The sequence below is a fragment of the Campylobacter sp. JMF_11 EL3 genome (assembly GCF_027736965.1).
GTDB lineage: Bacteria > Campylobacterota > Campylobacteria > Campylobacterales > Campylobacteraceae > Campylobacter_B.
On sequence record NZ_JAOVTJ010000004.1, the window covers coordinates 123,177 to 149,023 of the forward strand.

The following is a 25,847-nucleotide window of genomic DNA, read 5'->3' on the forward strand; positions in this document are numbered from 1 at the left end:
GAGCGTGGAAAATGTAGAGAAAATGACCGCCGTCATGGCTAGTCTCGTCGGATACAGTGGCAAAATTTTGCCAGATGATGTCACGGCGAAATTAAAGGAGCTAGCGAGCAAAGAAAATGCGCCACTAGCAAAGACGATTTATGAGACAATGTTTAAAAACCAAGAGCTTGCCAAAGAGCTAAATCGCCCCTCTTGTCAAGATACTGGCGCGATTCAGTTTTTCGTAAAATGTGGCGCGAAATTTCCGCTAATTGGCGAATTAGAGCAAATTTTGCGTGAAAGCGTCTTGCGTGCGACAAAAGAAGCTCCACTTCGCCACAACAGTGTTGAGACCTTTGATGAATACAACACCGGCAAAAATGTCGGAAAAGATGTGCCTTCGATCTTTTGGGAAATAGTCCCTGGTAGCGATAAATGCGAGATTGATACATACATGGCAGGAGGCGGCTGCACGCTTCCTGGAAAAGCCGGCGTGCTAATGCCTGGTATGGGCTATGAGGGCGTGGTGAAATTCGTAATGGATATAATGACAAGCTATGGCCTAAACGCCTGTCCGCCGCTAGTCGTGGGCGTGGGCGTGGCAACCTCGATAGATGTGGCGTCGTTGCTTTCAAAAAAGGCTTTGTTTCGCCCGCTTGGAAAGCATAATCCAAACGAACGCGCCGCAAAAACCGAAAAATTGCTAGAAGATGGCATTAACAAAATCGGCCTTGGCCCGCAAGGTATGGGCGGAGCTAGCTCGGTGCTTGGCGTGCATATTGAAAACTCAGCTCGTCACCCCTCAGTCATCGCTGTGGCTGTAAATACAGGCTGTTGGTCGCACAGACGCGCGAATATCGTTTGGAACGGCGATTTAAGCTTTACCGTGACATCTCATAAGGACTATAAATATGAATAAGAAAATTTTGCAAACTCCGATTTCTAGGGAGGATTTAGAGGATATTAAAATTGGCGATATCATTTATCTAAGCGGAAATATCGTAACTTGTCGCGATGTGGCTCACAGGCGCGTGGTTGAAAAAAATATGCCTTTGCCACTTGATATTCGTGGCGGGGCGATACTGCACGCAGGCCCTATTATCAAAAAAACAAGCGCTGGTGGCGAGGATAGATACGAAATCGTCTCAGTAGGACCTACGACAAGCATGCGTATGGAGAAATTTGAGTATGAATTTATCGAAAAAACGGGCGTTAGAGTAATCGTAGGCAAGGGGGGAATGGCTAGCAATACAGAAAATGGTTGCAAGGATTTTGGCGCATTGCACTGCGTTTTCCCAGCAGGGTGCGCAGTAATCGCTGCTATGGAGGTCGAGGAAATCGTAAGCGCTGATTGGATGGAGCTTGGTATGCCAGAGACCTTGTGGAATTGTAAAGTCAAAGAATTTGGCCCACTAATCGTATCAATCGACGCGAAAGGCAATAATCTTTTTGAGAAAAATAAGGTCGAATTTAACAAGAAAAAAGATGAGGCGTTGGCGGAAATTTTGCCAGAAGTTAGCTTTATAAAATAGGGAAAAATTATGAAAAAAACAGCTTTTATTACAGGTGCGACGAGTGGTTTTGGCGAGGCGATAGCTAGAATTTTGAGTAAAGAGGGCTATAAAATCATCGCTCTTGGGCGCAGAAAAGAGAGATTAGAAAATTTGGCCAAAGAGCTAGGAAATACCCATATAATCGCAGCTGATGTGCGAAATAAAGATGAAATTTTTAAGGCTGTGGAGAGTTTGCCGAGTGAGTATAGAGATGTCGAAATTTTGGTAAATAATGCTGGTCTCGCACTAGGTCTAGATGGCATTAAAGACGCTCAAATCGAGGATTTAGAGACTATGGTCGATACGAATATCAAGGGCGTTATTTACACTACAAAGGCAGTTTTGCCACTACTTTTGCAAAGTGGCAATGGCTATATTTTCAATATCGGCTCTACTGCTGGTGCGTGGCCGTATCCTGGAAGCCATGTTTATGGCGCAAGCAAGGCGTTTGTGAAGCAATTTAGCAGAAATATCAGAAACGATTTAATCGGCACTGGTATTCGCGTAACAGAGATCGCGCCGGGTATTTGCGAGACTGAATTTAGCGATGTGAGATTTAAAGGTGATAAAGCAAGGGCGAAAAAGGTCTATGAAAACACAGATCCGATTAAGGCAGAGGATATAGCACAAATCGTGCTAAATTGCATAAATATGCCTCATCATGTCAATATAAATATCGTCGAGGCTATGGCGACAGCGCAAACTTGGGCTGGATTACATGTAGAGAAAAGATAACTCTAAATTTTGAATAAGTATTATAAATAAATTTTTAACACTTATTCTATAAAAATTCAATATTTTGAATTTTATTTATATTTCTTTAAAAGAAATATTGATATAATAAAATAAGTATTTTTTAAGGAAAGGAAGAAGCGATGGAGTTTCTTACAGGTTTGTCTGAGAGCGTCCAATTTACTATTCAGTTGATAATAGTTTTGGCGTGTCTGTTTTATGGTGCCAAAAAGGGTGGTATGGCTCTTGGTATTTTAGGTGGTATAGGTTTAGTTATACTCGTATTTTTATTCAAAATGTCTCCGGGCAAACCAGCCGTTGATGTTATTTTGACAATCCTTGCGGTTGTTGTCGCCTCAGCTACATTGCAGGCTGCGGGTGGTTTGGATGTTATGCTTCAACTTGCTGAAAAAGCGTTGAGAAAAAATCCAAAATTAGTTTGTTATGTTGCACCAATGTGTGCTTGGACTTTGACAGTTCTTTGCGGTACTGGTCACACAGTTTATACACTTTTGCCGATTATCTACGATGTATCTATGAAAAGTGGTGTGCGCCCAGAGCGTCCAATGGCAGCTACTACCGTTTCATCACAATTAGCAATTATCGCTAGCCCAGTTTCAGTTGCTGGTGTTTCTATCGTGGCTGTATTGCTAGGTGCTGGTGCTCAAATCGAGGGATTTTCTAGCTACCTTGACCTTCTTAAAGTAACTATTCCTTCTACTTTCTTCGGTATGCTATGTATCAGCACATACTCAGTATTCCGCGGTAAAAGCCTTGAAAAAGATGAGGAATTCCAAGCTAAACTTAAAGATCCAGAGCAAAGAAAAATCATCTATGGTTCTGATGACGCTAAATCACTAGTTGGTGTTAAACTTCCACAAAAACAATGGAATGTTATGTATATCTTCCTTTCAGCAATCGTTGTTGTTGCGGTTTTGGGTTATTACAAACAACTTCGCCCGACATGGTCTATCTCAAAAGACGCTGCTATCGTTAATATCGTAGATGCAGGCGATAGCTCAAAAGTTCTAGACAAAGTAAAAATCAGCGACGGAACTATGATGTTAAGCGGTGCTGAGACAAAAATGAGCGTTAAAAAAGATAAATCTAAACTATCTCAAACTGCACAAGGTGTCGAGGTTAAAGATAAAGACGGCAAAACTTACAAAGTTAGCCAAGACGGCGCAAATGTAACTTATGTAAATGCAAAAGGCGAAACTAAAACTTACGAAAACGCAAAAATCGATGTAGCTACAAGCACAAAAGGCTCAAAAACTCTTGGTATGGTTGATACTATCCAAATGTTTATGCTTCTTGCAGCTGCTATTATGATGATTTATTCAGGTATCAAAGCTGGCACAATCGCTCAAAACGAAATCTTCCACAGCGGTATGATTGCGCTTGTTGCGATTTATGGTATCTCATGGATGGCCGATACTATGTTCCACGCTCATATCGATATGCTAGCTGGCTCACTTGGTAAGGTAATGCAAGCATATCCATTTACATACATTGTAGTTGGTATGTTGATTTCAAAATTCCTTAACTCACAAGCTGCTGCTGCTGCGACTTTCGTTCCACTAGCGATTGCTATCGGTGTAAATCCAGGAACAATCATTGCGTTCGCAACTGCATGCTATGGTTATTTCATCTTACCTACATACCCAAGCGACCTTGCTGCGATCCAATTCGACCGCTCAGGCACAACAAAAATCGGTAAATATGTTATCAACCACAGCTTCATTATCCCTGGTTTCATCGGCGTATTCAGCTCATGCTTCCTAGGATATATCCTAGCTCATTTCTACGGATATATGTAATAGCTCTTGTCTGCGAGGAAACTCGCAGACAAATTCTTCTAATTTTCTAAATTTTATTTCAAATATTTATTAAGTCAAATTATGCAAAACACCGATATTGACATACAGGCATTAAAGGAAGAATTTAAAAAATTCAATGCCAAAAATTATACAAACAACGGAGTGTGTGTATGTATTGCACACTTTCAAATATTGTGCTTTTAAATCAATTACAAAAGAAAGGATAAAAATAGATTTTTATATTTTTCGCACCTTTCTCGCAGAAAATTTCTTATAAATAATTTTTATTAATAAACATAAGCTAAAATCCAAATTTTAAATTTTTCAAAAGGAGAGAAAATGAAATTTTTGTCAATTTTAAGTGCATGCGCGCTTGGCGCAATGCTAGCAAACGCTGCCCCTTACGAGGTCGATAACGCCCATTCTAGCGTAGGTTTTAAGATCAAACACATGAGCATTAGCAATGTGGTCGGAAACTTCAAGGATTTTAGCGCAGAGATTGACGCCGAGAACGGCAAACTAAACAAACTAAGCGCCGTGGTCAAAACCGCCTCAGTTTTTACTGACAACGAAAAACGCGACGCTCACTTGCAAGCTGACGATTTTTTCGGCTCAGAAAAGTTTCCTGATATGAAATTTGAGATGAAAGAGTTCGCGCCTGACAAGGTCAAAGGTGAGCTTACGATTCGCGATGTGAGCAAAGAGGTCGAGTTTGATTATGATTTTGGTGGCGAGGCAAAACAGGGCGATAAGGCTAAAATCGGATTTAGTTTAGAGGGCAAAATCAAACGCTCTGATTTTAATTTCGCCCCAGGTAGCGGCACTGCGATGCTAGGCGATGATATAAAAATTTCTATCGAAATCGAAGCTGTGGCGAAGTAAAATTTTACGCAAATTTCATTGCAAATTTTGGGAAATTTAGCAAATCGCTAAATTTCCCTTTTTTATTTAAATTTTAAATTTTCGCTACGCAACTCTGCAATACTGCGCCCGAAATTTCGGCGCAGTGTTTAAAGACTTGCGGTAGCGAAATTTGGCTAAATTTAGCGCACAAACGAGCGTAGTAGCGCGATTTCCTCCGCCCAAATACTCTCATCAATCGTCTCTAAAATGAGCGGAATTTCATCGATATTTTTGTCGTTCATAATGTTTTCGAAGCTTGCCAGCCCCAAAAATCCGCGTCCAAGGCTCTCGTGGCGGTCTTTGCGCACGCCAAGATCGTTTTTGGTGTCGTTTAGGTGCATGCCAGATAAAAATTTATAGCCGATGACGCGGTCAAACTCGCTCATAGTGCGCTCATAGGCGTCTTTCGTGCGAAAGTCGTATCCGCCGGCGAAGGCGTGGCAGGTGTCGATACAAACGCCAATGCGGGTCTTGTCGCTTACGCGCGCGATTATGTAGGCGATTTGGGCGAATTCAAAGCCTAAATTTGAGCCTTGGCCTGCTGTGTTTTCGATGACGAGTTTGACACCGCTAGTGTTTGCGATAGCGAAATTTAGGCACTCTGCGATATTTTGCAGACACTGCTGGGGCGAAATTTCATTTAAATGTGAGCCCGGGTGGAAATTTAGCAGTTTTATGCCAAGTTTTTCGCAACGCCACACTTCATCGACAAAGGCGTCAAGGCTTTTTTGGCGAAGCGTGGGGTCTGGGTGGCCTAGATTTATGAGATAGCTATCGTGGGCTAGGATATGCTCTGCTCGTATGCCAGTGGTGGCGAGATTTGCACGAAACTGCGCTATATCGCTATCGCTAAGCGGTTTTGCGCTCCATTGGCGCTGATTTTTGACAAAAAGCGCAAACGCGTCTGCGCCGATTTTTTGCGCGTTAAGCGGAGCGTTAAAAACCCCGCCAGCTGCGCTTACATGGGCTCCGACACGCTTCATAAAAGCTCTCTTACGCTGATTTTTACCCCGGCTTTTTTGTCGCTAAATTTGATAATTTTACCGCTATCATCGCAGACGCTGTATGAAATTTCGCCCAAATTTTGCTCGAATCCACAATCTGTTTTGGCTAAATTTTTCGCGCCATAGATTGCCTTCGCGCCCAAAATTTCACCCAAAAAGCCCTTGTAATGGGCGTTTTTGAAAAATTTCTCATTGAAAGTTGGCTCATCATCGCAGGCATTATTCATGCACACGCTTTCGTTTTTTGCGACCAAGGAAAGCACGCTAACCCCGCTAGAATAGACCTGCAACTCGGTTTGGTTTTTAAAACTTCTAATAAACCCTGTGTCGTTTAGGCGCAAATTTGGCGAAATTATCGAAAACGCCACCGCTTGCGTCTTTTGCGGGGTGAGCTTGGCGCAACCACAAAACACTGCCCCGATTCCCAAAAATCCAGCAAAAATCAAATTTATTTTTTTCATTTTTGTCCTTTTTTAAATTTTAATATTTTCATTTTAGCGAAATTTATAAAAATTCCAGCTTTATTAAGTGAAAATTAAGCGCAATTTATATAAAATAATCGTTCCTTTTAATTTAACCGAATTAAGTGGCCCCTTCGTCTAACGGTTAGGACATCGCCCTTTCACGGCGGTAACACGAGTTCGAATCTCGTAGGGGTCACCACTAAAATACAAAATCCAAAAATTAAATTTCAAATCAAAATTTAATGAAAATTCAAAATTCGCTTAAAATTTCTTAAAATTTAGCCAAATTTAAATTTACGGTTAAGGTTGTATTGGCTAAAATTACAGCTTATTCTTTTATTGTAGAAAAGATAAATTTGGTAAAAAAGGAAAAAAATGAGCGACATTATCGCATATAAATTTAATGGTGAAATTTATGATACTCAAAGTATCGGCGAGGGCGCAGATGGCGCAGAACCGATATTTTTCGATAACTCTGCTGACGCGCTAAAAGTGCTTCGCCACTCATGCGCGCATTTGTTAGCACAAGCTGTCAAATCACTCTACCCAGACGCGAAATTTTTCGTGGGCCCTGCGATTGAAGATGGATTTTATTATGATATGCGCGTGAGCAAAAACGGTGGCGAGAAGCTTGGCGAGGACGATTTGAAGGCGATTGAGAAAAAAATGAAAGAGCTAGCCGAAGCCAAGCAAGATATAGTTAAAATTTGCTCTACCAAAGGCGCTGTTAGCGCAAAATACGCCGAGGACGACCTAAAAGTCGAGGTTTTGAAGCGAATCCCAGAAGGCGAAGTGAGTTTGTATGCGCAAGGCGATTTTGAGGATATTTGTCGCGGACCGCATGTGCCAAATACAAAATTTTTGCGAAATTTCGCGCTAACTAGGATTGCGGGTGCGTATTTGGGCGGCGATGAGACACGCGAAATGCTAACTCGAATTTACGGCGTGGTTTTTGCTGACAAAGAGAGCTTAAAAAATCACCTAACAATGCTCGAAGAGGCTAAAAAGCGCGATCACCGCAAGCTTGGTGCGGAGATGAAATTTTTTACATTTGATGAAGAAATCGGCGCTGGACTTCCGATTTGGTTGCCAGCGGGTGCGAAAATGCGTGTAAAACTCGAAGAAAGGCTTTATCGACAGCTACGCCGTCGCGGTTACGAGCCAGTCAGAGGCCCAGAAATCCTAAAATCAGACGCTTGGAAAATCAGCGGACACTACACAAATTACAAAGAAAATATGTATTTTACGATGATCGAAGAGCAAGAATACGGCATTAAGCCGATGAACTGCGTGGGTCATATCAAAGTCTATCAAAGCGAAATTCGCTCATACCGCGATTTGCCGCTTAAATTTTGCGAATACGGCGTCGTGCATAGACACGAAAAATCAGGCGTTTTGCACGGGTTATTTAGAGTGCGCGAATTTACCCAAGATGACGCTCATATCTTTTGTATGCCAAGCCAAATCAAAGAAAATGTTTATGAAATTTTAGATTTCGTCGATGTGCTAATGGGCGCATTTGATTTCAACTACGAAATGGAAATTTCAACCAAACCTGCCAAGGCTGTGGGCGATGATGAAGTCTGGGAGATCGCTACAAAAGCGCTTAAAGACGCACTTGATGAAAAGGGCTTTAAATACGGCATTGACGAAGGCGGCGGTGCGTTTTATGGTCCGAAAATCGACATAAAAATCACAGACGCTTTGGGTCGAAAATGGCAGTGTGGCACCGTGCAGGTGGATTTCAACCTGCCAAATCGCTTCGAGCTAGGCTATATTGACGAAAACAATGAGAAAAAACAGCCTGTCATGCTTCACAGAGCTATTTTGGGAAGCTTTGAGAGATTTATAGGAATTTTGATCGAACACACAGCTGGCGAGCTTCCGTTTTGGATCTGCCCGACACAAGTGGCGATTATCCCGATTGGCGAAGCGCACAGCGCGTATGCAAAAGAGATTTCAGCGGGATTGCGCGAATTGGGCATAGACAGCGAAATTTTAACCAAAAACGAAACTTTAAATAAAAAAATCAGAACAGCCGAAAAGCAAAAGGTGCCATTAATCATCGTTCTTGGCGATAACGAAGTGGCTAATCGTAGCGTCGCATTGCGTGATAGGCGTGCGCGCGAACAGCGAAATTTAGGGCTTAGCGAGTTCTTGGGTTTCGTGCAAAACAAATTAAATGAGGTGAATTTTTGAGCAGCAAAAAAGAAGTTTTTCTAAACGAAGAAATCGAGGCTGATGAAGTTAGGTGTATCGGCGAAGATGGTGAAGCATACGGCGTAATCTCGCTAGATGAGGCGTTGCAAATCGCAAGCAAACAAGGTGTCGATCTCGTGCTAATCGCGCCAGATGCGAAACCGCCAGTGTGCAAGGTAATGGATTATAGTAAATTCCGTTATCAACAAGAAAAAAAGCTAAAAGAGACCAAGAAAAAACAGAAAATCATCGAGATTAAAGAGATAAAATTTTCGGCAAAAATCGCTCAAAACGATGTGAATTACAAGGTAAAACACGCAAAAGAATTCCTAGATTCTGGCAAACATGTCAAACTTCGCGTGTTTTTGAAGGGTCGCGAGATGAGCACTCCTGAGATTGGTGTAAATTTGCTAAACAAAATTTGGGAAGAGAATTTCGTAGGTAGCGCAGAGCGCGACAAAGCCCCGATTTTAGAGGGAAGATATGTGAGTATGCTAATTACGCCGAAAAAGTCTTAAATTTCGGCGTAGCTTAAATATTTTTAAATTTCAGCAGAAATTTAAAATTTTATTATATAATCACAGCTTATCTTAAAAAAAAGGATAAACATGCCAAAGATGAAAAGTGTGCGTGGCGCAGCAAAACGCTTTAAAGTAGGCAAAAACAAGATTAAACGCGGTTCAGCTTTCCGCAGCCATATCTTGACTAAAAAGTCTAGCGAGTGTAAAAGAGATTTGCGCGGCCCACATTATGTAGATTCTACAAATGTTAGAGCTGTTAAGCTTATGCTTTGTAAATAATTTTAGTTTTTGACCTAGTCATTCAAACTCCCCTAAGATAGGGAAAGACCCAAAAATGGGCGCCATTTAAGAAAGGATTAATATGGCAAGAGTAAAAACAGGCGTTGTTAGAAGACGCAGACACAATAAAGTTTTAAAACTTGCTCGCGGTTTTTATAGCGCAAGAAGAAAACATTTCAGAAAAGCCAAAGAACAATTAGAAAGAAGTTTGGTTTATGCTTACCGCGACAGACGCGCGAAAAAACGCGACTTCCGCAGACTATGGATCGTTAGAATTAACGCTGCTTGCAGAATCAACGATATTAGTTATTCTAAATTTATGCACGGTCTTAAACTTGCAAATATCGAATTAGATAGAAAAATCCTAGCAAACCTTGCTATGAACGATGCTAAGGCTTTCACTGCATTAGCTGATAAAGCAAAGGCTGCTTTAAAATAATTTTTTGAATTTCAAGATTTTTTCTTGAAATTCTCCCTTTTAAATTTTGTATTCTGGCTCGTTTAAATAGATTTTAAGCGGGGTTTGAATACAATGCTCCCTTTATTTCGTGGTTGGATAGCTCAGTCGGTAGAGCAGCAGACTGAAAATCTGCGTGTCGGCAGTTCGATTCTGCCTCTAACCACCACTTTTTATTTCAGATAAAATTATGCAACGATTTGAAATCTATATTAGCGATAAAATTTTTAAATTTGATAAATCAAAGCTAGATAAAAAAGATAAAAAACTATATAAATCCCGTAAAAATTCTGCTGATTTTTTACTTTCTCGTTCTATTAAATCACGCATTAAAAAACGGGGCAAGTTTTGCATTTCGCATAAAAAATTTGATGAAAATTTACTAAATTTGAGCGATTTAAATACTGCTTTAAATTTGCAAAATTCTCCAAATTTGGTAACAAATAAAGCAAATTTATCAAATCACATCGCAGCTGTTGGCTTTTCAAATAAAAAATTTGGGCTTGATTTGGAGATTTTAGCGGATCGAGATTTTGACGGCGTAATTGATTTTTGTTTTAACGAATTTGAAAAAAATTTAATGCAAATTTGCGATAAAAGCGAAAAAACAATCTTTTTTTATCAAATTTACACCATCAAAGAAGCTATCATTAAGCTAGAAAATCTCGCATTTAGCGACCTTGCAAGGGTCGGGCTAAGCACAAATCAAAACGAAATCAAAGCCAAAAATCACAAGGGAAAATTTATCCGATTTAAAACATATTTACTCTATAATCAGTTTTTAATTTCAATTTGTTTCAAAGGATAAAAATGTATGATGTTTTGGTAATCGGGGCAGGTCCTAGTGGTAGCGTGGCGGCGGCATTTTTGCATAAAGCCGGTCTTAAAGTGCGAGTTTTGGAAAAAGAAACCATGCCAAAATTCGTCATCGGCGAGAGTTTGCTCTCAAACTGCAACAATATCCTTGAAGAAGCAGGTCTATTAGACGCTGTTTATAACTACGGATTTCAATACAAAAACGGCGCTGCTTTTTCGTGGGGCGAGAAATACACATATATCGATTTTTGCGATAAATCAAGCGTTGGAAGCGGGACGACTTTTCAAGTTCCAAGGGCTGATTTTGACAAGCTTTTGATAGATGAAGTTCAAAAGTTGGGCGTAGAAGTAACTTATAAATGCGAAGTAAAAGCAGTCGATTTTAGCGGACAAAATGCAGTTTTAAGCGTGGAAAATAACGGCATTAGCGAAAATTTAGAAGCCAAATTTGTCCTTGATGCGAGCGGATACGGGCGGATTTTGCCGACACTTTTAAATTTAGAAACGCCGTCTCACTTACCGCCTAGAAGTGCGTATTTCACGCATATAGAGGATAACATAACCGAGCCGCTTTATGATAGAAATAAGATTTTAATCACCACTCACCCGGTTCATAGAGATGTTTGGATTTGGTTGATTCCGTTTTCAAATGGGCGTTGTTCTATCGGTGTGGTCGGCGAAAAACATATCATAAATCCATCAAATTTAGAAATAAATCCTGAAAATAACGCCGAAATTCTTAAAAAATGCGTTTATGAATGTCCTATGCTAAAAAGGCTTTTAAACAATGCTCTCTGGGATACTCCTGTGCGAAATCTCAACGGATATTCAAAAAATGTAAGCCGTCTGTATGGCGATAAATACGCACTTTTGGGCAATGCGACTGAGTTTTTAGATCCTGTATTTAGCTCAGGCGTTACGATTGCATTGTATTCAGCTAAAATCGCCGCAAAATGCGTGATAGACGAGATCAAAAACGGCAAGGCTGATTGGGAAAATGACTACGCAAAAGAGCTAATGAGCGGCGTTGATACATTTAGAGTTTATGTCGATGGCTGGTATGATGGCAAATTCCAAGATGTGATTTATTATCCGAAAAAAGATCACAAAATCAAACGCTACATAAGCTCGGTTTTAGCGGGTTATGCGTGGGATAAAAGCAATCCATTTGTAAAAGATGCAAAAAGGCATTTAGATACCTTAGCTGAGCTTTGCAAATGAGATTTTTGATTGCCGTTTTTTCGGTTTTTTTGTTTTTTGGGTGTGCTGCTAAATTTACGCTTAGCGATACGCCCAAATTTAGCCAAAAGCATTTTTTGGTAGAAAAGGACGGCGTAAAAAGCCAAATTTTTGCTAGAAGCGGCGATGGATTTTATCATTTTATCTGGCTTGATATGCTAAAAGCCCCGATTGCAAGAAAATTTTTGCGTTTAAATAATTGCGGTGAAAAAATTTGCGCAGAGTTTGAAAACGACGGATTTTTACCGCCAAATAAAGAAGCTGAGAATTTATTTTTAAATTTGCTTGAAAATATCGAAAAAAGCGAATTTGAGATAAATTTGCAAGGTCAAATTTACAAGGTCAAAAATGCAAATTTATCTAAGTAGCCCTGGGCTCATAAGCTCTGCCGGAAATGATACAAACGCCGTATTTAAGGCAGTTTGCGACAAAAACTCAGCCCTTAAAAAAATAGAAAATTTTTATAATAACAAAAACTTTGTTTTGGGCAAAATTTCGCAAAATTTAGATCAAATTTGCCCTAAATTTAAAGGAGATTTTGCAAATCGCACAAATCAAATTTTATTCCTTGCTTTTATGCAGATTGAAAATGAGATTAAAAATGCGATTGCTAAATTTGGCTCACACCGCGTCGGCGTGGTCATTGGCACGACCGTAACAGGCGTGCAAAGCAATTTTAAAGCCTTTGAAAATCATGCAAAAACGGGCGAATTTAAAGGATACAACGCAGAGCAAAACTCTCAGGGAAATCCTGCGAATTTCGTGAGAGATTTTTTTGGCTTAAAAAGCGTTGCTGTGGGGATTTCATCAGCTTGTACTAGCGGAAATAAAGCCGTAATCGAAGCTGCAAGGCTTATAAAAAGCGGGATTTGCGACGCCGTGATTTGCGGTGGGAGCGACGGGATCGATACTTTGACCGTTTTGGGATTTGAGAGTCTTGGAGTGCTAAGCGATGAGAGATTAAATCCGTTCTCTCTTAACCGAAAAGGCACGAATTTGGGCGAAGGAGCGGGAGTTTTTTTGCTAAGCCGTGATGAGATTTCAGACATTGTTTTGCTCTCATACCACGCAAACTCGGACGCTTTTCATATAACTCAGCCAAATCCAAGTGCCACTATGCAAATTGAGGCGATAAATTTAGCTTTGCAAAAAGCGGGTTTGGACAAAGTGGATTATGTAAATTTACACGGCACAGGCACAAATGCAAACGACATTATGGAAAGCGTGGCGATAAGTTCGACGCTAAAAAACACGCCGTGTAGTTCGAGTAAGCCGATTTTTGGGCATACGCTAGGAGCAGCAGGAGCTATTGAGCTTGGAATTTGCTTTCAAGCCATAAAAAACGGCATTTTGCCGTCTCAAATTTACGATAAAGAGCAAATTTTGCCAAAAATAAATATAATAGATGAAAAAATACAGACGAACATAAAAACTGCGATGAATTTAAGCTTTGCTTTTGGCGGAGATAACGCAGTTAGCGTGATAGGAAAAGTATGAATATAAAATCAATTTTGCCCCAAAGCGGATATATGGTTTTTTTGGACGAAATCAAAGAAATCAAGCAAGGCGAGATAGTATGCGCTGTGAAAATTCCGCCTAGTTCGCCATTTGTAGAAAACGGACGACTTGAAAGCTACACATATATCGAAATAATGGCACAATCAATCGCGGCTTATGCAGGAAGCAACGATAAAATCGAGCTTGGATTTTTGCTAAGTTGTCGCAAAATGGATATTTTTCGCCCTTTTGTAAATGTGGGCGACGAGCTAATCATAAAAGCAATTGAGAGCCTAAGTGACGGGGCTGGAATGTTTGTGTTTGATTGTGAGATTTTGTTTGGCAATGAGTGCGTTGCAAGGGCGAGTTTGAGTGTGTTAAATCCAAGCAAAGAATTTTTAGATAAGGCGATAAATGAATAAGCGGGTTTTGATTACAGGTTCTAGTGCGGGGATCGGCAAGGCGTGTGCTTTAAGACTAGCAAAAGCCGGTTATGAAGTGGTTTTGCACGGGCGAAATTTAGTAAATTTACAAGCCGTAGCGGATGAAATTTGCAAATTTGGAGCTAAAAAGCCTGAAATTTTAAATTTTGATGTCGCAGATACTGAGGGGGCAAAAGAAATTCTTACAAAAGATTTGCAAAATGGCGTGTATTACGGCGTGATTTTAAATGCAGGAATCACGCGAGATAACACATTTGCAGGGCTTGAAGAGATCGAGTGGAAAAGCGTAATTGATACAAATTTAAATAGTTTTTACAATGTGTTAAATCCCGTGCTAATGCCGATGATAAGGGCTAAAAATCCGGCTAGAATAATCGTAATGAGCTCAGTTAGCGCAATCATGGGAAATCGCGGACAGAGTAATTATGCTGCTAGTAAAGCAGGTCTCATTGCGGCGGCAAAATCTTTGGCGATCGAGCTTGCAAGTAGGAAAATAACCGTTAATTGCATAGCGCCTGGGCTAATCGATACGGCTATGACGGATTTGGGTGAATTAAAAGATGAGATAATCAAGCAAATCCCGGCTCGTCGCATCGGGGAAGCAGACGAAGTGGCGGCTTTGGCTGAGTTTTTGCTAAGCGAAAATGCTAGCTATATCACAAGACAAGTAATAGGAGTAAATGGCGGATTATGTTAAATAGGGTTGTTGTTACGGGTTTTGGAAATGTTTGTGCATTTGGGCGTGAGTGGAGCGAGATAAGAGCTAAATTTGAAGCTAAGCAAAATGCCGTTAAATTTATGAGCGAGTGGGATAGATTTGGGAGTGAATTAAATACTCGCTTGGCCGCTCCGATAATAAACTACGCACCGCCTTCGCAGTGGGATAGAAAACAACTTCGCTCTTTAGGGATTGTGTCTCAATACGCAGTCGAAGCCGCAGGACTAGCCTTAAAAGACGCAGGGCTTTTAGATGATGAGAGCATAAAAGACGGACGCATGGGCGTTGCGGCGGGTTCTAGCACGGGAAGCACGGGGCCGATTTGCGAAGCAGTAAAACTTATGCTTGGTATGCCAAGTAATTTTAACGCAAATACCTATGTCAAAATGATGCCTCACACTACGGCGGCAAATATAGCGATTTTTTATGGACTTAAAGGGCGTATGATTCCGACAAGTTCAGCTTGCACGAGTGCAAGTCATGCCATAGGATATTCGTATGAAGCCATAAAATACGGACAAATCGATATGATGTTAGCAGGTGGCGCAGAAGAGCTTTGCCCTAGTGAAGCCTTTGTTTTTGATAGATTGTTTGCGACAAGCTGTAAAAATGATGCGCCAAATTTAGCTCCCGCGCCGTTTGATAGTGAGCGAGACGGGCTAGTTTTGGGCGAGGGCGGATCGATGTTAGTATTAGAGAGTTTAGAAAGCGCAAAAAAAAGAAATGCTAAAATTTACGCTGAGATTGTGGGTTTTGGATCGAGTTGCGATGGCACTCACATCACTAGACCGCAAAGTGCCACGATGAAAGAAGCTATGCGTTTAGCCTTAAAAGATGCAAATTTAACGCCTGAAAAAATCGGTTACATAAACGCCCACGCCACAGCCACCAAGCAAGGCGACATCGCAGAAAGTATCGCTACAAACGAACTTTTTGGTGAAAAAACGGCGATTAGTTCGCTAAAAAGCTATCTTGGGCATACTTTGGGAGCGTGCGGGGCATTGGAGAGTTTTTTTAGTATAATGATGATGAAACAAAGTAGGTTTTATCCAAATTTAAATTTAAATAAAGTAGATTGCGAGTGCGCAAATTTAAACTATTTGCGCGATATTACTGAGATAAAAACCGAATTTGTAATGAATAATAATTTCGCATTTGGCGGGGTTAATACATCTTTGATTTTTAAAAATTTTGATAATTAATTTTTTTATGGAGGAAAAAATGAAAAAGTTTTTGAGTGTTGTTGCTGCTTTGGCGGTTTGTGCGAATTTTGCTTTCGCAAAAAATGATGTTAAGAAATTTTCTATTTCAAAGGCTTTAAGCGATCCAGCTGTCAAATCTGTGCTAGATCCTAGCGTGCAACTAAGCTTTGGTAAAAAAGGCGGTGGTAAAAAAATCACAGGCTTAATTTCATCAAACAAAAAGGCAAACAAAGTCGGCAAAAGCGAGGAAGAGGCGTGTTTTAGAGCGTTTGCTTCTGCTATGATAAGTTTCCAAGAAAGGGCCAAAAGAGAGGGTGGAAACAAGGCTGTGAATTTGTCGAGTTATTACTACAAACACGAATTTGTCAGCGATAAAGAATTTGAGTGTGGTATCGGAAATATCATGGTCGGCGTGACATTTAGAGGTTATATTGCAAAATAAAGTTTATTTTAATATTTCCAAATTCGACGCTATTATCGATACTGGCTCGAATTTAGGTGAGCTTGAAATTTACAAAAAAAGTCCAGATTTAACGCATATCGCCCCTATTGAGCGAAGAAGACTTAGCAAGGGGGCGAGATTTTGCATTTCGCTCTTAAAAGAGTGCGATGAAATGCCTGTGATTTTTAGCTCAAAGCACGGCGAGATAAATCGCTGTTTTTCTTTGCAATCTAGTCTAGCTACACTCGAACCGCTCTCTCCTGCTTCATTTTGCATTAGTGTTCATAATGCGATTGTGGCACAAAATGCGATTTTTGCCAAAAATAGGGCTGAAATTTCGGCAGTATCTGCAAATTTGAGCTTAGAAAACGGAATTTTAAATGCCGTAGCTAAATTTGATGAATTTGATAAAATAGCGATTATTAGCTATTTTGAGAGCATAAATAATGAACTTATGAACGAAAATGATTTGATTTATGCGATTTTGGTCGTGGTAGAAAAAGGCAAAAATTTTAGCATTGAAATTTCACCAAATAACGAGCCAAATTTAGCAAATTTGACTAAAAATAGCGATTTTGAATTTTTGCTAAATCTAAAAAATCACAAAAAATCTTGGATTACAAAAGAGCAAGATTTAATCTGGAAATGGGTCGATGAAACTGCTATTTAGGCGAATTTGCGTAGCGTTATGCTTTGCAAGTTTTGGCATTATTTGCATGGTTGGAAATCTCTTTTTTATTCCCTTAATAATACTGCGATTAAACAAATTTAAAATCATAGAAAATTTCGCTAGGGATTTGGTTTTTGTGGCTTGGCGAGTGTTTTTGTATTTGATTGTGTTTTATGGATACGCAAAAATAGATTTTAGGGCAAAATTTGTTCGCAAAGATAGCGCTATCATCATCGCAAACCACCCGTCCTTGCTCGATGTTGTGTTGCTTTTATCTCACATACGCAGGGCAAATTGCATAGTAAAGGCAAGTTTAGCAAAAAATATTTTTTTATTTGGGGCGATAAAATCGGCAAATTATATTTTAAACACAGAAAATGAAAAAATGCTAGAACTATCAAAAAAAGCGTTGCAAAATGGAGAAAATTTGATAATTTTCCCAGAAGGCACTCGCACGAAAGATAAAATTTGCATGCAAAAAGGCGCATTTTATATAGCCATAAACTGCGCAAAAGAGCTAATCGCGCTAGGCATAAAAATGTCGCCAAAAAGCTTAAAAAAAGGACAATCGTGGTATGATACGCCACAAAATAAGATAAAATATGAAGTGGATATTTTAGAAAATTTAGATTTGAGCGAATTTGAAAAATCCCGTTCAAATCCGATTCGAGTTAGATTATTACACGAAAAAATACAAAATTTATATGAAAGGCAAGATTTATGAGTGATCTTATTTTAGAGATTAAAGAGATGATTATCTCAGGGCTTAACCTTGAAGATATGAGCGTGAGTGACATCGACGAGAATGCACCGCTTTTTGGAGAAGGACTTGGGCTTGATAGCGTCGATGCGCTCGAACTTGGGCTTTTGATCCAAAAAAAATATGACATTGTAATAAACTCAAAAACTGAAAATGTCAAAGAAATTTTCGCAAATGTCGTAAATTTGGCAGATTTTATATCAAAAAATAGGAAATAAAATGGATAAAAATCAGATTTTTGAAATTCTAAAACAGGCTTTGGTTGAGCTTTTTGAGATAGATGAAAGCAAAATTTCGCTTGATGCTAAGATTTATGAAGACTTAGACATTGATAGCATTGATGCGATTGATTTGGTTGATTTTGTCAAAAAACAAACAGGTCATAAACTAATGCCAGAAGACTTCAAAGCCATAAAAACGCTTGGCGATATTGTTGAGGTCGTGGCGAAAAAATACCAAATCGGCGAGTAAATTTGAAAACTATTTTAAAGGCGATAATTACGCTTTTTAGTGTATTTTATCCTTTTGGGATTGTCTTTTTTAGGGAATTTAGTCTTTATTTGCTAATCATAATGGCGATTTTATGGGGAGCGCGTGGGGTTTTAGAATTAGAGCAAAACGGCGAAAACAAAAGCAAAAATTTAAGCGAATTTGGCAAATTTAGCTTTGTAATGTGCGGATTTTTCGCACTTTGTGCGGTTTTTAACGCTTACGGGTTAAAATATCTTTACCCAGTGCTAATAAACGCCTTTTTGGGGGCAGTTTTTTATTTTAGCTTAAAGCAAACGCCGATGATAACTAAATTTGCTATGTTAAAAGAAAAAAATTTAGAGCCAAAAGCTTTGATTTATACAAGAAATTTAACCAAAATTTGGATAGGATTTTTTGTGATAAATGGGCTTATAAGTGCGATTTTAGCGTATTTTGAAAACAAAATTTACTGGGGCGTTTATTGTGGGGCGATTTCTTATGTTTTGATAGGAGCGTTGCTTTTTGGCGAGATTATTTTTAGGAAGTTTTATATAAAAAATGCGTGAATTTATACAAAATTTAAGTGAAATTTCGGAGCAAATTTGCAAATTCGCAGCTGTTTTAAAAAATAAAAACATAAAGCGAACTCAAATTTTTCTAAGCGATATGAGTGAGTTTAAAATCGCCTTTTTTGGGGCGATGCTGGCAGGGACAAAACCTGAGCTTTTAAGAGATAATCATTTTGAAGATGGTTTTTTTGGCATTGATGATGAAAAATTTGCTGGGATTTGTGCTGAGTTTGAAAATTTAGGCGAATTTGGCGAGTTAAATTTAAACGGAAGCGAGATTTTTTATCTAAAAACATCTGGAAGCACAGGCAAACCAAAAAATATTCAAAAGTCGCTTTTGGATATGGTCTTAGAAGCAAAGCATTTAGCAAAAGCCCTAAATTTAAGCTCCCAAGAGCAGTTTTTAGCCAGTGTAACTCACCAAAATATGTTTGGGCTGACATTTAAATTTTTTGTGCCTTTAAATTTGGGTGCGAAGTCGGATTTAAGGGAGCTAAATTACCCTGAAATCATACTTGATGAAGAGCTTGAAAATAAAATTTTAATCTCGTCCCCAACCGTGCTAAACGCACTTTACCAGCACAAAAACGCCAAAAAAATAGCAAATTTAAAAATGATAATCTCAGCAGGAGCTAAGCTCCCGCAAAATTTGCGTGATGAATTAAATAAAATCACAAAAGCCAAAATTGTCGATATTTACGGATCTAGCGAAACGGGCGTTGTGGGGGCAAATTTAGGAGTGGGGCTTAAAAAATTTGAGCCTGCGAATTTAGAAGTGGGCAAAAAAGGCGAACTCATCATAACTTCGCCTTGGTGCAAAAGGTTTGAAAGTAGCGATAGTGGCGAGATTAGAGGCGATGATATTATTTTGCACGGACGGCTTGATAGGATTGTCAAATTTAGCGAAAACCGCGTAAATTTGGACGCCATAGAAGAAAAATTAAATCAAAATGAACTTATAAAAGACTGCAAATTAGGGCTTCACCCAAAATTTGAGCGAATTTTGGCTTTGATAGTTTTAAGCGAGAGCGGTGAAGAAGAGTTTAGAAAAAACGGCAAAAAAAGCGTCGTAGAAAATTTAAAAAAATATCTAAAATATGATTTTGGCTCGGTTGTAAGGTATTTTAAAATAGTCAGTAAAGTCCCGTATTCTGCGCAAAGTAAGGTAAAAAAAGATGATTTTTTAAAAGCTTATGAAAGCTACGAAATGCCTGAATTTACGCAAATTTCGCAAAATGAATTTAGGGCAAAAATTAAGCCAAGCGATTTTTATTTTGACGGACATTTTGCGAGTTTTCCTGTGGTGCCGGGTTTTATGCAGCTTAAATTTGCTAAGATTTGCGCCGAAAAATTAGGATATGATTTGCAAAATTTAAGCCATATTCCAAGCATAAAATTTATGCACTTTATCCGCCCAAATGACGAAATAACCATAACTTTTGAGAAAAAAGAAAAAACGCTAAGTTTTAAAATCAAAAGTCAAAAAGAGTGTTGCAATGGAAAAATCAGCCTTTAAGCCTGTTTTTTTGGTGCCTTACTACAACCACCCCGCTAAAATCGCCGATTTGGTAGAAAATTTATCAAAAATGGGCGAGATTTTAATCATCGATGACGGCAGCGATGAAGTTAGCAAAAATGCACTAATCGGTTTAAAAGCTGAAATTTTTACTCGCGAAAACAACGGCGGCAAGGGCGCTGCGCTCAAAGACGGATTTAAAATAGCTTTGCAAAAGGGCTACACTCACGCATTTCAGATTGATGCCGATTTTCAGCACGATATTTCAAAATGCGACGATTTTTTGCAAACCGCACAAGAAAATCCACACTCTCTAATTTGTGCCAATCCGATTTATGATGAAAATGCACCAAAAAGCCGTTTTTATGGACGAAAAATAACAAATTTTTGGTGCAGTATCAATACTTTATCAAACGACATAAAAGACGGCATGTGCGGGTTTAGAATTTATCCCTTAAAAGAGATTTGCGAAATTTTACCAAGCGTAAAAGATGATCGCATGGGCTTTGATATCGAAATTTTGGTTCAAGCTTACAGAGCGAAAATAAACCTAAAATGGATTGAGCTAAAAGTTCGCTACGAAAAGGGCGGAGTAAGCCACTTTCGCATGTTTAGAGACAATCTGCAAATTTCGCTAACCCACGCAAGGCTGTTTTTCACGCTTCTGCCGTGGTTGGCAAAAAGGGCATTTCATGGCTAAGCACTGGGCAGAGCAAAATGAAGTCGCACCAAGTTTATTTTTAAAAGCGACATTTTTTTTGGTTACAAAACTGCCTAGTTTTATCGTTAAGTGTATCGTATTTATCGTAGTTAGCGTGTATTTTTTGTTTTTAAAAAACCAAAGAGAAAATATAATAAATTTTAGAAAAAATGTCGCACAAAGTGGCGGGAAAATAAGCGGCAACGCGTATGCGAATTTTTATAATTTTGGCGTTGCAATCTGCGATAAAATCGCCATTTGGACAAATAAAAAGGGCATAGAAATCGACCGAACAAATTTAGAAAAAATTCGCTCACAACTAGACGGCGTAAAACGGGGCAAAATTTTGCTAACTAGCCATTATGGCAATATCGAAGTGGCAAAAGCCCTTGTGAGCGAACTTGGTCGCACGAAAATAAATATCTTTATGTATCGTGCAAACAACGCCAAATTTAACGAATTTATGGATAAAGTCAGCGGCGGGAAAATCAATGTCTTTTGGGTCGATGAATTAAATATCCCAGCTATGCTAAATTTGGGAAATTTGCTAGATAACGGCGAACATATCGCCATAATGGCAGATCGTGTGCCGATAAAAAGCGAAAAGGTCGCAAAGGTCGAATTTTTAGGAAAAACGGCGAATTTTAGCATTGGGGCGTATCTCATAGCAGGGATTTTAAAGGCTGAAATTTACTCATTTTGGTGTTACAAAGTAGGCAAAAAATATACTTTTGAAACGAAAAAACTGCCAAGCGTGGAGCTAAAAAGCGATAAAATCGCTTCTGTGATGCCTGCTTTGAGAGCGTATGTGGCGGATTTAGAGAGCAAATGCGTAAGCGATCCCGCGCAATGGTATAATTTTTTTGATTTTTGGGGGCAAGGTGAAAAAGAGCTATAAATTTAGAGTTGAGTTTTACGATACCGACAGCATGGGCGTAGTGTGGCACGGAAACTATGTCAAATACTGCGAAATGGCGCGGTGTGCGTTTTTGCGCGAGATCGGCTACACCTATATCGATATGAAAAATGACGGATACGCTTATCCGATTGTGAAAATGGATTTTAAATTTGTGCGTCCTGCGATGTTTGATGATGAAATTTGTGTTGAAGTAGAATTGAGCGAATTTGAAAGCTTACTTAAATTCAAATACACCATAAAAAACGCTGATACGGGCGAAATTTTATGCAAGGCAACCACCGCCCAAGCAGCGGTAAATTTAAAAAATATGGAAACCTGCTTTTATCTACCTGAGATTTTAAAAGAAAAATTAAAGGGGCTAAAATAAAATTTGATAAAAATATAAAATTCGGTGGGCAAGGATGCCCACCCTACGGTGCTAAACATGAATAGTTTGATTGATATTTTTATCGGACATATTGATAGAGCTATTAGCACCGTTGTGAGACTTCATTTAGCTGAATTATCTTTAAAATATGATTTTATAAATTGGATATTTTTTATAATTTTAGCAATTCCACTTATTTATGCAGGATTTAAAAATTTTGGAACTAAATTTAGCTTTGGTAGCTTGGCGGTAATTTTTGCTATTTTTATTTATTTGTGTATTTTTAATTTAAAAACCAAAATATCATTTTTACTTTGTATTGTAAGTATAATTTTAATAATTTTTGTTATTTATAAAGCTTTTGTAAAAAAACAAATTATAAATCAAAATCAAGAATATAGAAATTGCAAAAAACCCAAAAATCAAAAAGGCGAAAAAGTTAAATTTGATAAACCAAAAAATAAGTTAAATTTGAAAAATATAAAATTTAAAAACAACAATAAAGGCAGTATCGATGATGAAGCCAAATAAATTTATAAGTGGAGCAATAGCGAAACAATGGAGAGATTTTTTAAATGCAAGGACAATAAATAGAGAAAATAAGTATCGTAGGGTGGGCATCCTTGCCCACCATAATGTTACCAAAATTTTCGCTAGGCAACTTGCCACACTACAACTAAAATTTCGGGGCAGTATCCGGAGATTGCGTTAGCTGGAAATTTTAAATTTTAAAAGAAATTTGACCCAAAATGGCACTTTTACAAAATTTAGCAATATTTATTTTATGAGTTATTGTAAAATTAAGAAATTTTTTTGATTATCAAGGAATAAAATGAGAATTTTGCTTTCGTTTTTGGCATTTTGTGGTTTGGTTTTTGGCTTGGAAGTGGGCGAGTTAAATCTCAAAACCGACAACATAAGCGGTAAATTTAACGAAGAGATGATTTTGGGCGGATTTGACGAGCCGATTAAAAGTAGCGGCGAGTTTGAAATAAAAAACAAAGAGCTTATTTGGCATATAAAAGAGCCTATCGAAAATAGCGTTAAAATCGCACAAAATGGCATTTTTAGCCTAGAAAACGGCAAATGGGAACTGCAAAAAAACTCACTCATGGATAAAGAGCTTTTTTTGGCGATTTTTTCTTTGGATTTTAGCGTTTTGCAAAAAGATTTTGACATTTCGCTAAGTGGCGAAAGTGGCGCATGGGAGCTAAATTTGAGCCCAAAAGGGACGCTTTTTAAAGAAATTTTTAAAAACATTATCATAAAAGGTGGCGAAACGGTGCGAGAAATCGCCATTACTAACGCGCAGGGCGATGAAACAAGGACTTTGTTCAGTGATGTTAAATAAAGCCGTTTTTGCCGTAACTTTTGCCATAATGAGCGTTTTTATCGCTTTGAATTTGGGCAAAATAAATTCCGATATTTACGGCTTAATCGGATTTGATAAAGAAAGCAAGGAAATTTTTACCAACCTAAATGATAGTTTAAGAGATGAGATAATTTTTGCTTCAAGTGATAAAATGAAATTTGAAAATTTTATCGCAGAGTGCGAAAATAGCGGAATTTTTAGCGAAATTTTATATAAAATAAATTCGATAAAAGATTATCAAAAAGAGCTTGAAATTTACAAAATCGCACTTTTGGACGATGAGAGCGTAAATTTACTCGAAAACAACGCCACTGCCTTTTTTGCGCGAAGTCAGGCGGATTTTTTTAACAAATTTAAGCCATTAAGTGCTTCGCAGGATTTTTTCTCTTTGACACTTCACTCAGAGATTTTAAAAGGCGGTGGCGGGATAAAATTTGATATGAGCGAAAACCGATTTTACGGCGAGATCGAAAGCCAAAAATATTATTTTGCCAAAGCAAAATTAGAGCAAATTTATGATGAAAATGTGCTTTTAAATTTAACCCAAATCGCAAAAAATAGCGAAATTCTCATAAGCGGTGGCGCGATTTACTCGGCGCTTGGGAAAAATTCGGCTAAATTTGAAAGTGCGTTTATGGGAAGTTTTTCGCTGATAATCTGCGCTATTTTGCTATTTTTGGCTTTTAAAAACGCTAGAATTTTTGCCGTTACTGGCGTAGTGGCTTTTGGGCTAGTTAGCGGGGTGTTTGCGTTATTTTTGTTTTTTGAGAGCGTTCATAGCATAAGCGTGGTGATTTCGACTAGCTTAATCGGACTCATGCTCGATTTTAGCGCACATTGGCTTGGCTCAAATGCAAATTCGCTGGTAAAAAAACAGAGCATAAAAGATATGAAAAAAATCTTTTTGTTAGGCTTTTTTATTACCGCCGGGGGATATGCTGTATTTTTGTTTTCGTCGTTTGATTTGCTTTTGCAAATTGCGGTATTTGCGATATTTGCGCTTTTGGGAGCGTTTTTATTTTCCTATTTTATGTTGCCTGAAATTTTTGATAATTGCGAATTTAAAAGCTCTAAAATTTGGGATAAATTTTTGCAAATTTTGATTAAATTCGGCGCTAAATTTAAATTCGTAAATTTGAAATTTAATCTCGTTTGCATAGCGATTTTAACGCTATTTTTGTATAATTTTGCCGTTTTTAAAGACGACATTAGCGAGTATTCTAGTATGGATAAAACGCTTTTGCAAATGAGTGCTAAACTATCCACGCTAAGCTCTCAAAGTTATGATTTGGCGGTTTTAGATAGTGGCTCAAATGTGCCAAATACGCTTGTTTCTAACGAAATCATCGGCTCGTATTTGAGTGCGGAAAAATTTATCCAAAGTCCAAAAACGCAAGAAAAAATAATGCAAATTTTTGCAAATTCCAATGCGGATTTGATGAAAGGCATAAATCCAAATTTGGTTCAAAAAGAGCTTGATAAACTCGCAAATTCGCAGGTTTTCACGCGAAATGAAGTTTTAAATTCATCGCTTTTTTTAAATTTAAAAAATTTGCAAATAGATGGCAAAAATATCGTTTTTTTATACGATATAAAAGATAAAATTGCGTTAAAAAATGCCATTTTAGCAGACGGCGGAGCGTATCTGAGCTTCAAAGATAGCGCAAATTCGGCATTTTTAAACATTAAGATAAATGCGATTTACCTTAAAATCATCGCTTACGCCTTAGCATTTTTGCTTTTGTGTTATTTTTTTGGATTAAAAATCAGTGCAAATATCGTTACAGCAGTATTTTTATCAAATTTAATTACCCTTTTTATCCTTAGTGTTTTTGGTTTTTCTATCAATATTTTTGTGATTTTTGGGCTGATTTTAGCAGGGGCTGTGGGGGTTGATTATATGATTTTTGCGCTAAATTCGCACCTTCAAACAGCCAAAAAAACCTTTGGCATAAGCGTTGCGGCTCTTACTAGCATGGTTTCATTTTTTGCTCTTAGTTTTAGCGGGACTGCGGCGGTAGCGGTTTTTGGGCTAAGTGTGGCGATAAACATCGCGATTTGTGCGTTTTTAGCCACAATCTACGCGACAGAAACAGAATTTGCAAAATTTTAAATCCTCCCCCTTCATTTAATCTCTTTTTAAGCAACCCTTGAATATAATCCACTTTCCGTTTTTGAAATCTAACTTCTGTTATTTTCCAATGCGTGTTATTTTATTTATTATTGTCAAAAACT

The 25,847-nt window shown here is 38.3% G+C and carries 30 protein-coding genes, 2 tRNA genes and 2 pseudogenes; 32 read left to right on the plus strand and 2 right to left on the minus strand.

Annotated features, from left to right (window positions below; genetic code table 11):
* Window positions 1-4: 4 nt before the first annotated feature.
* The 6 genes and pseudogenes from ttdA (at window position 5) to OFN67_RS06760 (ending at window position 4,966) form a co-directional block, all read left to right on the plus strand.
* Window positions 5-898: a L(+)-tartrate dehydratase subunit alpha gene (gene ttdA, locus OFN67_RS06740; protein ID WP_270858725.1), complete on the plus strand. Its 894-nt coding sequence runs from the start codon at window positions 5-7 to the stop codon at window positions 896-898.
* Complete coding sequence (gene ttdB / locus OFN67_RS06745; RefSeq protein WP_270858726.1) at window positions 891-1,511, plus strand: L(+)-tartrate dehydratase subunit beta; 621 nt, start codon at window positions 891-893, stop codon at window positions 1,509-1,511. The genes ttdA and ttdB overlap by 8 nt, the downstream gene beginning before the upstream one ends.
* Before the next feature lie 9 nt (window positions 1,512-1,520).
* Window positions 1,521-2,267 (plus strand): SDR family NAD(P)-dependent oxidoreductase, encoded by a 747-nt coding sequence (locus tag OFN67_RS06750; protein ID WP_270868565.1) that lies wholly within the window; start codon window positions 1,521-1,523, stop codon window positions 2,265-2,267.
* 140 nt (window positions 2,268-2,407) lie between these two features.
* Window positions 2,408-3,233 (plus strand): annotated as a pseudogene (locus OFN67_RS08065) (anaerobic C4-dicarboxylate transporter family protein); the annotation flags it as partial.
* A 263-nt stretch (window positions 3,234-3,496) separates the two neighbouring features.
* Window positions 3,497-4,084, plus strand: a pseudogene (locus OFN67_RS08070) (anaerobic C4-dicarboxylate transporter family protein); the annotation flags it as partial.
* Window positions 4,085-4,423: 339 nt separating this feature from the next.
* On the plus strand, window positions 4,424-4,966 hold the full coding sequence (locus tag OFN67_RS06760; RefSeq protein WP_270868564.1) for a YceI family protein: 543 nt from the start codon (window positions 4,424-4,426) through the stop codon (window positions 4,964-4,966).
* A 161-nt stretch (window positions 4,967-5,127) separates the two neighbouring features.
* Here OFN67_RS06760 and nfo read toward each other — a convergent pair whose 3' ends face one another.
* On the minus strand, window positions 5,128-5,970 hold the full coding sequence (gene nfo / locus OFN67_RS06765) for a deoxyribonuclease IV (protein WP_270868563.1): 843 nt from the start codon (window positions 5,968-5,970) through the stop codon (window positions 5,128-5,130).
* Window positions 5,967-6,452, minus strand: a complete 486-nt coding sequence (locus OFN67_RS06770) for a hypothetical protein (RefSeq protein WP_270868562.1) — start codon at window positions 6,450-6,452, stop codon at window positions 5,967-5,969. Before OFN67_RS06770 ends, nfo begins: the two co-directional genes overlap by 4 nt.
* A 127-nt stretch (window positions 6,453-6,579) precedes the next feature.
* On the opposite strand from OFN67_RS06770, the gene OFN67_RS06775 reads away from it, so the two are divergent.
* The 26 genes from OFN67_RS06775 (at window position 6,580) to OFN67_RS06900 (ending at window position 25,725) form a co-directional block, all read left to right on the plus strand.
* Window positions 6,580-6,654: transfer RNA gene (locus tag OFN67_RS06775), tRNA-Glu, on the plus strand.
* A 176-nt stretch (window positions 6,655-6,830) separates the two neighbouring features.
* The gene (gene thrS / locus OFN67_RS06780) at window positions 6,831-8,654 is read left to right on the plus strand and encodes a threonine--tRNA ligase (RefSeq protein WP_270868561.1); all 1,824 of its coding nucleotides are present in this window, start codon (window positions 6,831-6,833) and stop codon (window positions 8,652-8,654) included.
* The gene (gene infC / locus OFN67_RS06785) at window positions 8,651-9,172 is read left to right on the plus strand and encodes a translation initiation factor IF-3 (protein WP_270868560.1); all 522 of its coding nucleotides are present in this window, start codon (window positions 8,651-8,653) and stop codon (window positions 9,170-9,172) included. Before thrS ends, infC begins: the two co-directional genes overlap by 4 nt.
* A gap of 90 nt (window positions 9,173-9,262) precedes the next feature.
* Complete coding sequence (gene rpmI, locus OFN67_RS06790; RefSeq protein ID WP_270858735.1) at window positions 9,263-9,454, plus strand: 50S ribosomal protein L35; 192 nt, start codon at window positions 9,263-9,265, stop codon at window positions 9,452-9,454.
* Between the two features lie 82 nt (window positions 9,455-9,536).
* Window positions 9,537-9,893, plus strand: coding sequence for a 50S ribosomal protein L20 (gene rplT, locus OFN67_RS06795; protein ID WP_270865622.1), 357 nt, complete (start codon window positions 9,537-9,539; stop codon window positions 9,891-9,893).
* A 111-nt stretch (window positions 9,894-10,004) separates the two neighbouring features.
* Window positions 10,005-10,080 (plus strand) — tRNA-Phe (locus OFN67_RS06800).
* A 21-nt stretch (window positions 10,081-10,101) separates the two neighbouring features.
* Entirely contained in the window at window positions 10,102-10,719 is a 618-nt protein-coding gene (locus OFN67_RS06805; protein ID WP_270868559.1) for a 4'-phosphopantetheinyl transferase superfamily protein, read from the plus strand.
* A gap of 2 nt (window positions 10,720-10,721) precedes the next feature.
* Entirely contained in the window at window positions 10,722-11,948 is a 1,227-nt protein-coding gene (locus OFN67_RS06810) for an NAD(P)/FAD-dependent oxidoreductase (RefSeq protein ID WP_270874001.1), read from the plus strand.
* A complete protein-coding gene (locus OFN67_RS06815) occupies window positions 11,945-12,334 on the plus strand; it encodes a hypothetical protein (protein ID WP_270874002.1) in 390 nt (129 codons plus the stop codon). Before OFN67_RS06810 ends, OFN67_RS06815 begins: the two co-directional genes overlap by 4 nt.
* Window positions 12,315-13,463, plus strand: coding sequence for a beta-ketoacyl synthase N-terminal-like domain-containing protein (locus tag OFN67_RS06820; RefSeq protein WP_270874003.1), 1,149 nt, complete (start codon window positions 12,315-12,317; stop codon window positions 13,461-13,463). Before OFN67_RS06815 ends, OFN67_RS06820 begins: the two co-directional genes overlap by 20 nt.
* On the plus strand, window positions 13,460-13,885 hold the full coding sequence (locus OFN67_RS06825; protein WP_270868555.1) for an ApeP family dehydratase: 426 nt from the start codon (window positions 13,460-13,462) through the stop codon (window positions 13,883-13,885). Before OFN67_RS06820 ends, OFN67_RS06825 begins: the two co-directional genes overlap by 4 nt.
* Window positions 13,878-14,603 (plus strand): 3-oxoacyl-ACP reductase FabG, encoded by a 726-nt coding sequence (gene fabG / locus OFN67_RS06830; RefSeq protein ID WP_270868554.1) that lies wholly within the window; start codon window positions 13,878-13,880, stop codon window positions 14,601-14,603. The genes OFN67_RS06825 and fabG overlap by 8 nt, the downstream gene beginning before the upstream one ends.
* Window positions 14,597-15,826, plus strand: a complete 1,230-nt coding sequence (locus OFN67_RS06835) for a beta-ketoacyl-ACP synthase (protein WP_270868553.1) — start codon at window positions 14,597-14,599, stop codon at window positions 15,824-15,826. Before fabG ends, OFN67_RS06835 begins: the two co-directional genes overlap by 7 nt.
* Window positions 15,827-15,845: 19 nt before the next feature.
* Entirely contained in the window at window positions 15,846-16,268 is a 423-nt protein-coding gene (locus OFN67_RS06840) for an excinuclease ABC subunit A (RefSeq protein ID WP_270868552.1), read from the plus strand.
* Window positions 16,258-16,938 carry a beta-ketoacyl synthase chain length factor gene (locus OFN67_RS06845; RefSeq protein WP_270874004.1) on the plus strand — a complete coding sequence of 227 codons (681 nt, stop codon included), beginning with the start codon at window positions 16,258-16,260 and terminating at the stop codon, window positions 16,936-16,938. The genes OFN67_RS06840 and OFN67_RS06845 overlap by 11 nt, the downstream gene beginning before the upstream one ends.
* The gene (locus OFN67_RS06850; protein ID WP_270874005.1) at window positions 16,922-17,662 is read left to right on the plus strand and encodes a lysophospholipid acyltransferase family protein; all 741 of its coding nucleotides are present in this window, start codon (window positions 16,922-16,924) and stop codon (window positions 17,660-17,662) included. Before OFN67_RS06845 ends, OFN67_RS06850 begins: the two co-directional genes overlap by 17 nt.
* Window positions 17,659-17,916: a phosphopantetheine-binding protein gene (locus tag OFN67_RS06855; protein WP_270861440.1), complete on the plus strand. Its 258-nt coding sequence runs from the start codon at window positions 17,659-17,661 to the stop codon at window positions 17,914-17,916. The genes OFN67_RS06850 and OFN67_RS06855 overlap by 4 nt, the downstream gene beginning before the upstream one ends.
* A gap of 1 nt (window position 17,917) precedes the next feature.
* Window positions 17,918-18,169 (plus strand): acyl carrier protein, encoded by a 252-nt coding sequence (locus tag OFN67_RS06860; protein ID WP_270861439.1) that lies wholly within the window; start codon window positions 17,918-17,920, stop codon window positions 18,167-18,169.
* Between the two features lie 2 nt (window positions 18,170-18,171).
* A complete protein-coding gene (locus OFN67_RS06865; RefSeq protein ID WP_270874006.1) occupies window positions 18,172-18,735 on the plus strand; it encodes a DNA gyrase subunit B in 564 nt (187 codons plus the stop codon).
* Entirely contained in the window at window positions 18,728-20,254 is a 1,527-nt protein-coding gene (locus OFN67_RS06870) for an AMP-binding protein (protein ID WP_270874007.1), read from the plus strand. Before OFN67_RS06865 ends, OFN67_RS06870 begins: the two co-directional genes overlap by 8 nt.
* Complete coding sequence (locus tag OFN67_RS06875; protein WP_270874008.1) at window positions 20,235-20,954, plus strand: glycosyltransferase family 2 protein; 720 nt, start codon at window positions 20,235-20,237, stop codon at window positions 20,952-20,954. The genes OFN67_RS06870 and OFN67_RS06875 overlap by 20 nt, the downstream gene beginning before the upstream one ends.
* Complete coding sequence (locus tag OFN67_RS06880; RefSeq protein WP_270874009.1) at window positions 20,947-21,852, plus strand: hypothetical protein; 906 nt, start codon at window positions 20,947-20,949, stop codon at window positions 21,850-21,852. The genes OFN67_RS06875 and OFN67_RS06880 overlap by 8 nt, the downstream gene beginning before the upstream one ends.
* Window positions 21,836-22,240: an acyl-CoA thioesterase gene (locus tag OFN67_RS06885; RefSeq protein ID WP_270868545.1), complete on the plus strand. Its 405-nt coding sequence runs from the start codon at window positions 21,836-21,838 to the stop codon at window positions 22,238-22,240. The genes OFN67_RS06880 and OFN67_RS06885 overlap by 17 nt, the downstream gene beginning before the upstream one ends.
* A gap of 57 nt (window positions 22,241-22,297) precedes the next feature.
* Window positions 22,298-22,771 (plus strand): hypothetical protein, encoded by a 474-nt coding sequence (locus tag OFN67_RS06890; RefSeq protein WP_270868544.1) that lies wholly within the window; start codon window positions 22,298-22,300, stop codon window positions 22,769-22,771.
* A gap of 301 nt (window positions 22,772-23,072) precedes the next feature.
* Entirely contained in the window at window positions 23,073-23,591 is a 519-nt protein-coding gene (locus OFN67_RS06895; RefSeq protein WP_270868543.1) for a LolA family protein, read from the plus strand.
* A complete protein-coding gene (locus tag OFN67_RS06900; RefSeq protein WP_270868542.1) occupies window positions 23,581-25,725 on the plus strand; it encodes a hypothetical protein in 2,145 nt (714 codons plus the stop codon). The genes OFN67_RS06895 and OFN67_RS06900 overlap by 11 nt, the downstream gene beginning before the upstream one ends.
* The last annotated feature ends 122 nt before the right edge of the window (window positions 25,726-25,847 follow it).

Coding starts and splice junctions, on each gene's coding strand:
- ttdB (WP_270858726.1), top strand. CDS start 891: ATGAATAAGAAAATTTTGCAAACTCCGATTTCTAGGGAGGATTTAGAG.
- OFN67_RS06750 (WP_270868565.1), top strand. CDS start 1,521: ATGAAAAAAACAGCTTTTATTACAGGTGCGACGAGTGGTTTTGGCGAG.
- OFN67_RS06760 (WP_270868564.1), top strand. CDS start 4,424: ATGAAATTTTTGTCAATTTTAAGTGCATGCGCGCTTGGCGCAATGCTA.
- nfo (WP_270868563.1), bottom strand. CDS start 5,970: ATGAAGCGTGTCGGAGCCCATGTAAGCGCAGCTGGCGGGGTTTTTAAC.
- OFN67_RS06770 (WP_270868562.1), bottom strand. CDS start 6,452: ATGAAAAAAATAAATTTGATTTTTGCTGGATTTTTGGGAATCGGGGCA.
- thrS (WP_270868561.1), top strand. CDS start 6,831: ATGAGCGACATTATCGCATATAAATTTAATGGTGAAATTTATGATACT.
- rpmI (WP_270858735.1), top strand. CDS start 9,263: ATGCCAAAGATGAAAAGTGTGCGTGGCGCAGCAAAACGCTTTAAAGTA.
- rplT (WP_270865622.1), top strand. CDS start 9,537: ATGGCAAGAGTAAAAACAGGCGTTGTTAGAAGACGCAGACACAATAAA.
- OFN67_RS06805 (WP_270868559.1), top strand. CDS start 10,102: ATGCAACGATTTGAAATCTATATTAGCGATAAAATTTTTAAATTTGAT.
- OFN67_RS06810 (WP_270874001.1), top strand. CDS start 10,722: ATGTATGATGTTTTGGTAATCGGGGCAGGTCCTAGTGGTAGCGTGGCG.
- OFN67_RS06815 (WP_270874002.1), top strand. CDS start 11,945: ATGAGATTTTTGATTGCCGTTTTTTCGGTTTTTTTGTTTTTTGGGTGT.
- OFN67_RS06820 (WP_270874003.1), top strand. CDS start 12,315: ATGCAAATTTATCTAAGTAGCCCTGGGCTCATAAGCTCTGCCGGAAAT.
- OFN67_RS06825 (WP_270868555.1), top strand. CDS start 13,460: ATGAATATAAAATCAATTTTGCCCCAAAGCGGATATATGGTTTTTTTG.
- fabG (WP_270868554.1), top strand. CDS start 13,878: ATGAATAAGCGGGTTTTGATTACAGGTTCTAGTGCGGGGATCGGCAAG.
- OFN67_RS06835 (WP_270868553.1), top strand. CDS start 14,597: ATGTTAAATAGGGTTGTTGTTACGGGTTTTGGAAATGTTTGTGCATTT.
- OFN67_RS06840 (WP_270868552.1), top strand. CDS start 15,846: ATGAAAAAGTTTTTGAGTGTTGTTGCTGCTTTGGCGGTTTGTGCGAAT.
- OFN67_RS06850 (WP_270874005.1), top strand. CDS start 16,922: ATGAAACTGCTATTTAGGCGAATTTGCGTAGCGTTATGCTTTGCAAGT.
- OFN67_RS06855 (WP_270861440.1), top strand. CDS start 17,659: ATGAGTGATCTTATTTTAGAGATTAAAGAGATGATTATCTCAGGGCTT.
- OFN67_RS06860 (WP_270861439.1), top strand. CDS start 17,918: ATGGATAAAAATCAGATTTTTGAAATTCTAAAACAGGCTTTGGTTGAG.
- OFN67_RS06870 (WP_270874007.1), top strand. CDS start 18,728: ATGCGTGAATTTATACAAAATTTAAGTGAAATTTCGGAGCAAATTTGC.
- OFN67_RS06875 (WP_270874008.1), top strand. CDS start 20,235: ATGGAAAAATCAGCCTTTAAGCCTGTTTTTTTGGTGCCTTACTACAAC.
- OFN67_RS06880 (WP_270874009.1), top strand. CDS start 20,947: ATGGCTAAGCACTGGGCAGAGCAAAATGAAGTCGCACCAAGTTTATTT.
- OFN67_RS06890 (WP_270868544.1), top strand. CDS start 22,298: ATGAATAGTTTGATTGATATTTTTATCGGACATATTGATAGAGCTATT.
- OFN67_RS06895 (WP_270868543.1), top strand. CDS start 23,073: ATGAGAATTTTGCTTTCGTTTTTGGCATTTTGTGGTTTGGTTTTTGGC.
- OFN67_RS06900 (WP_270868542.1), top strand. CDS start 23,581: ATGTTAAATAAAGCCGTTTTTGCCGTAACTTTTGCCATAATGAGCGTT.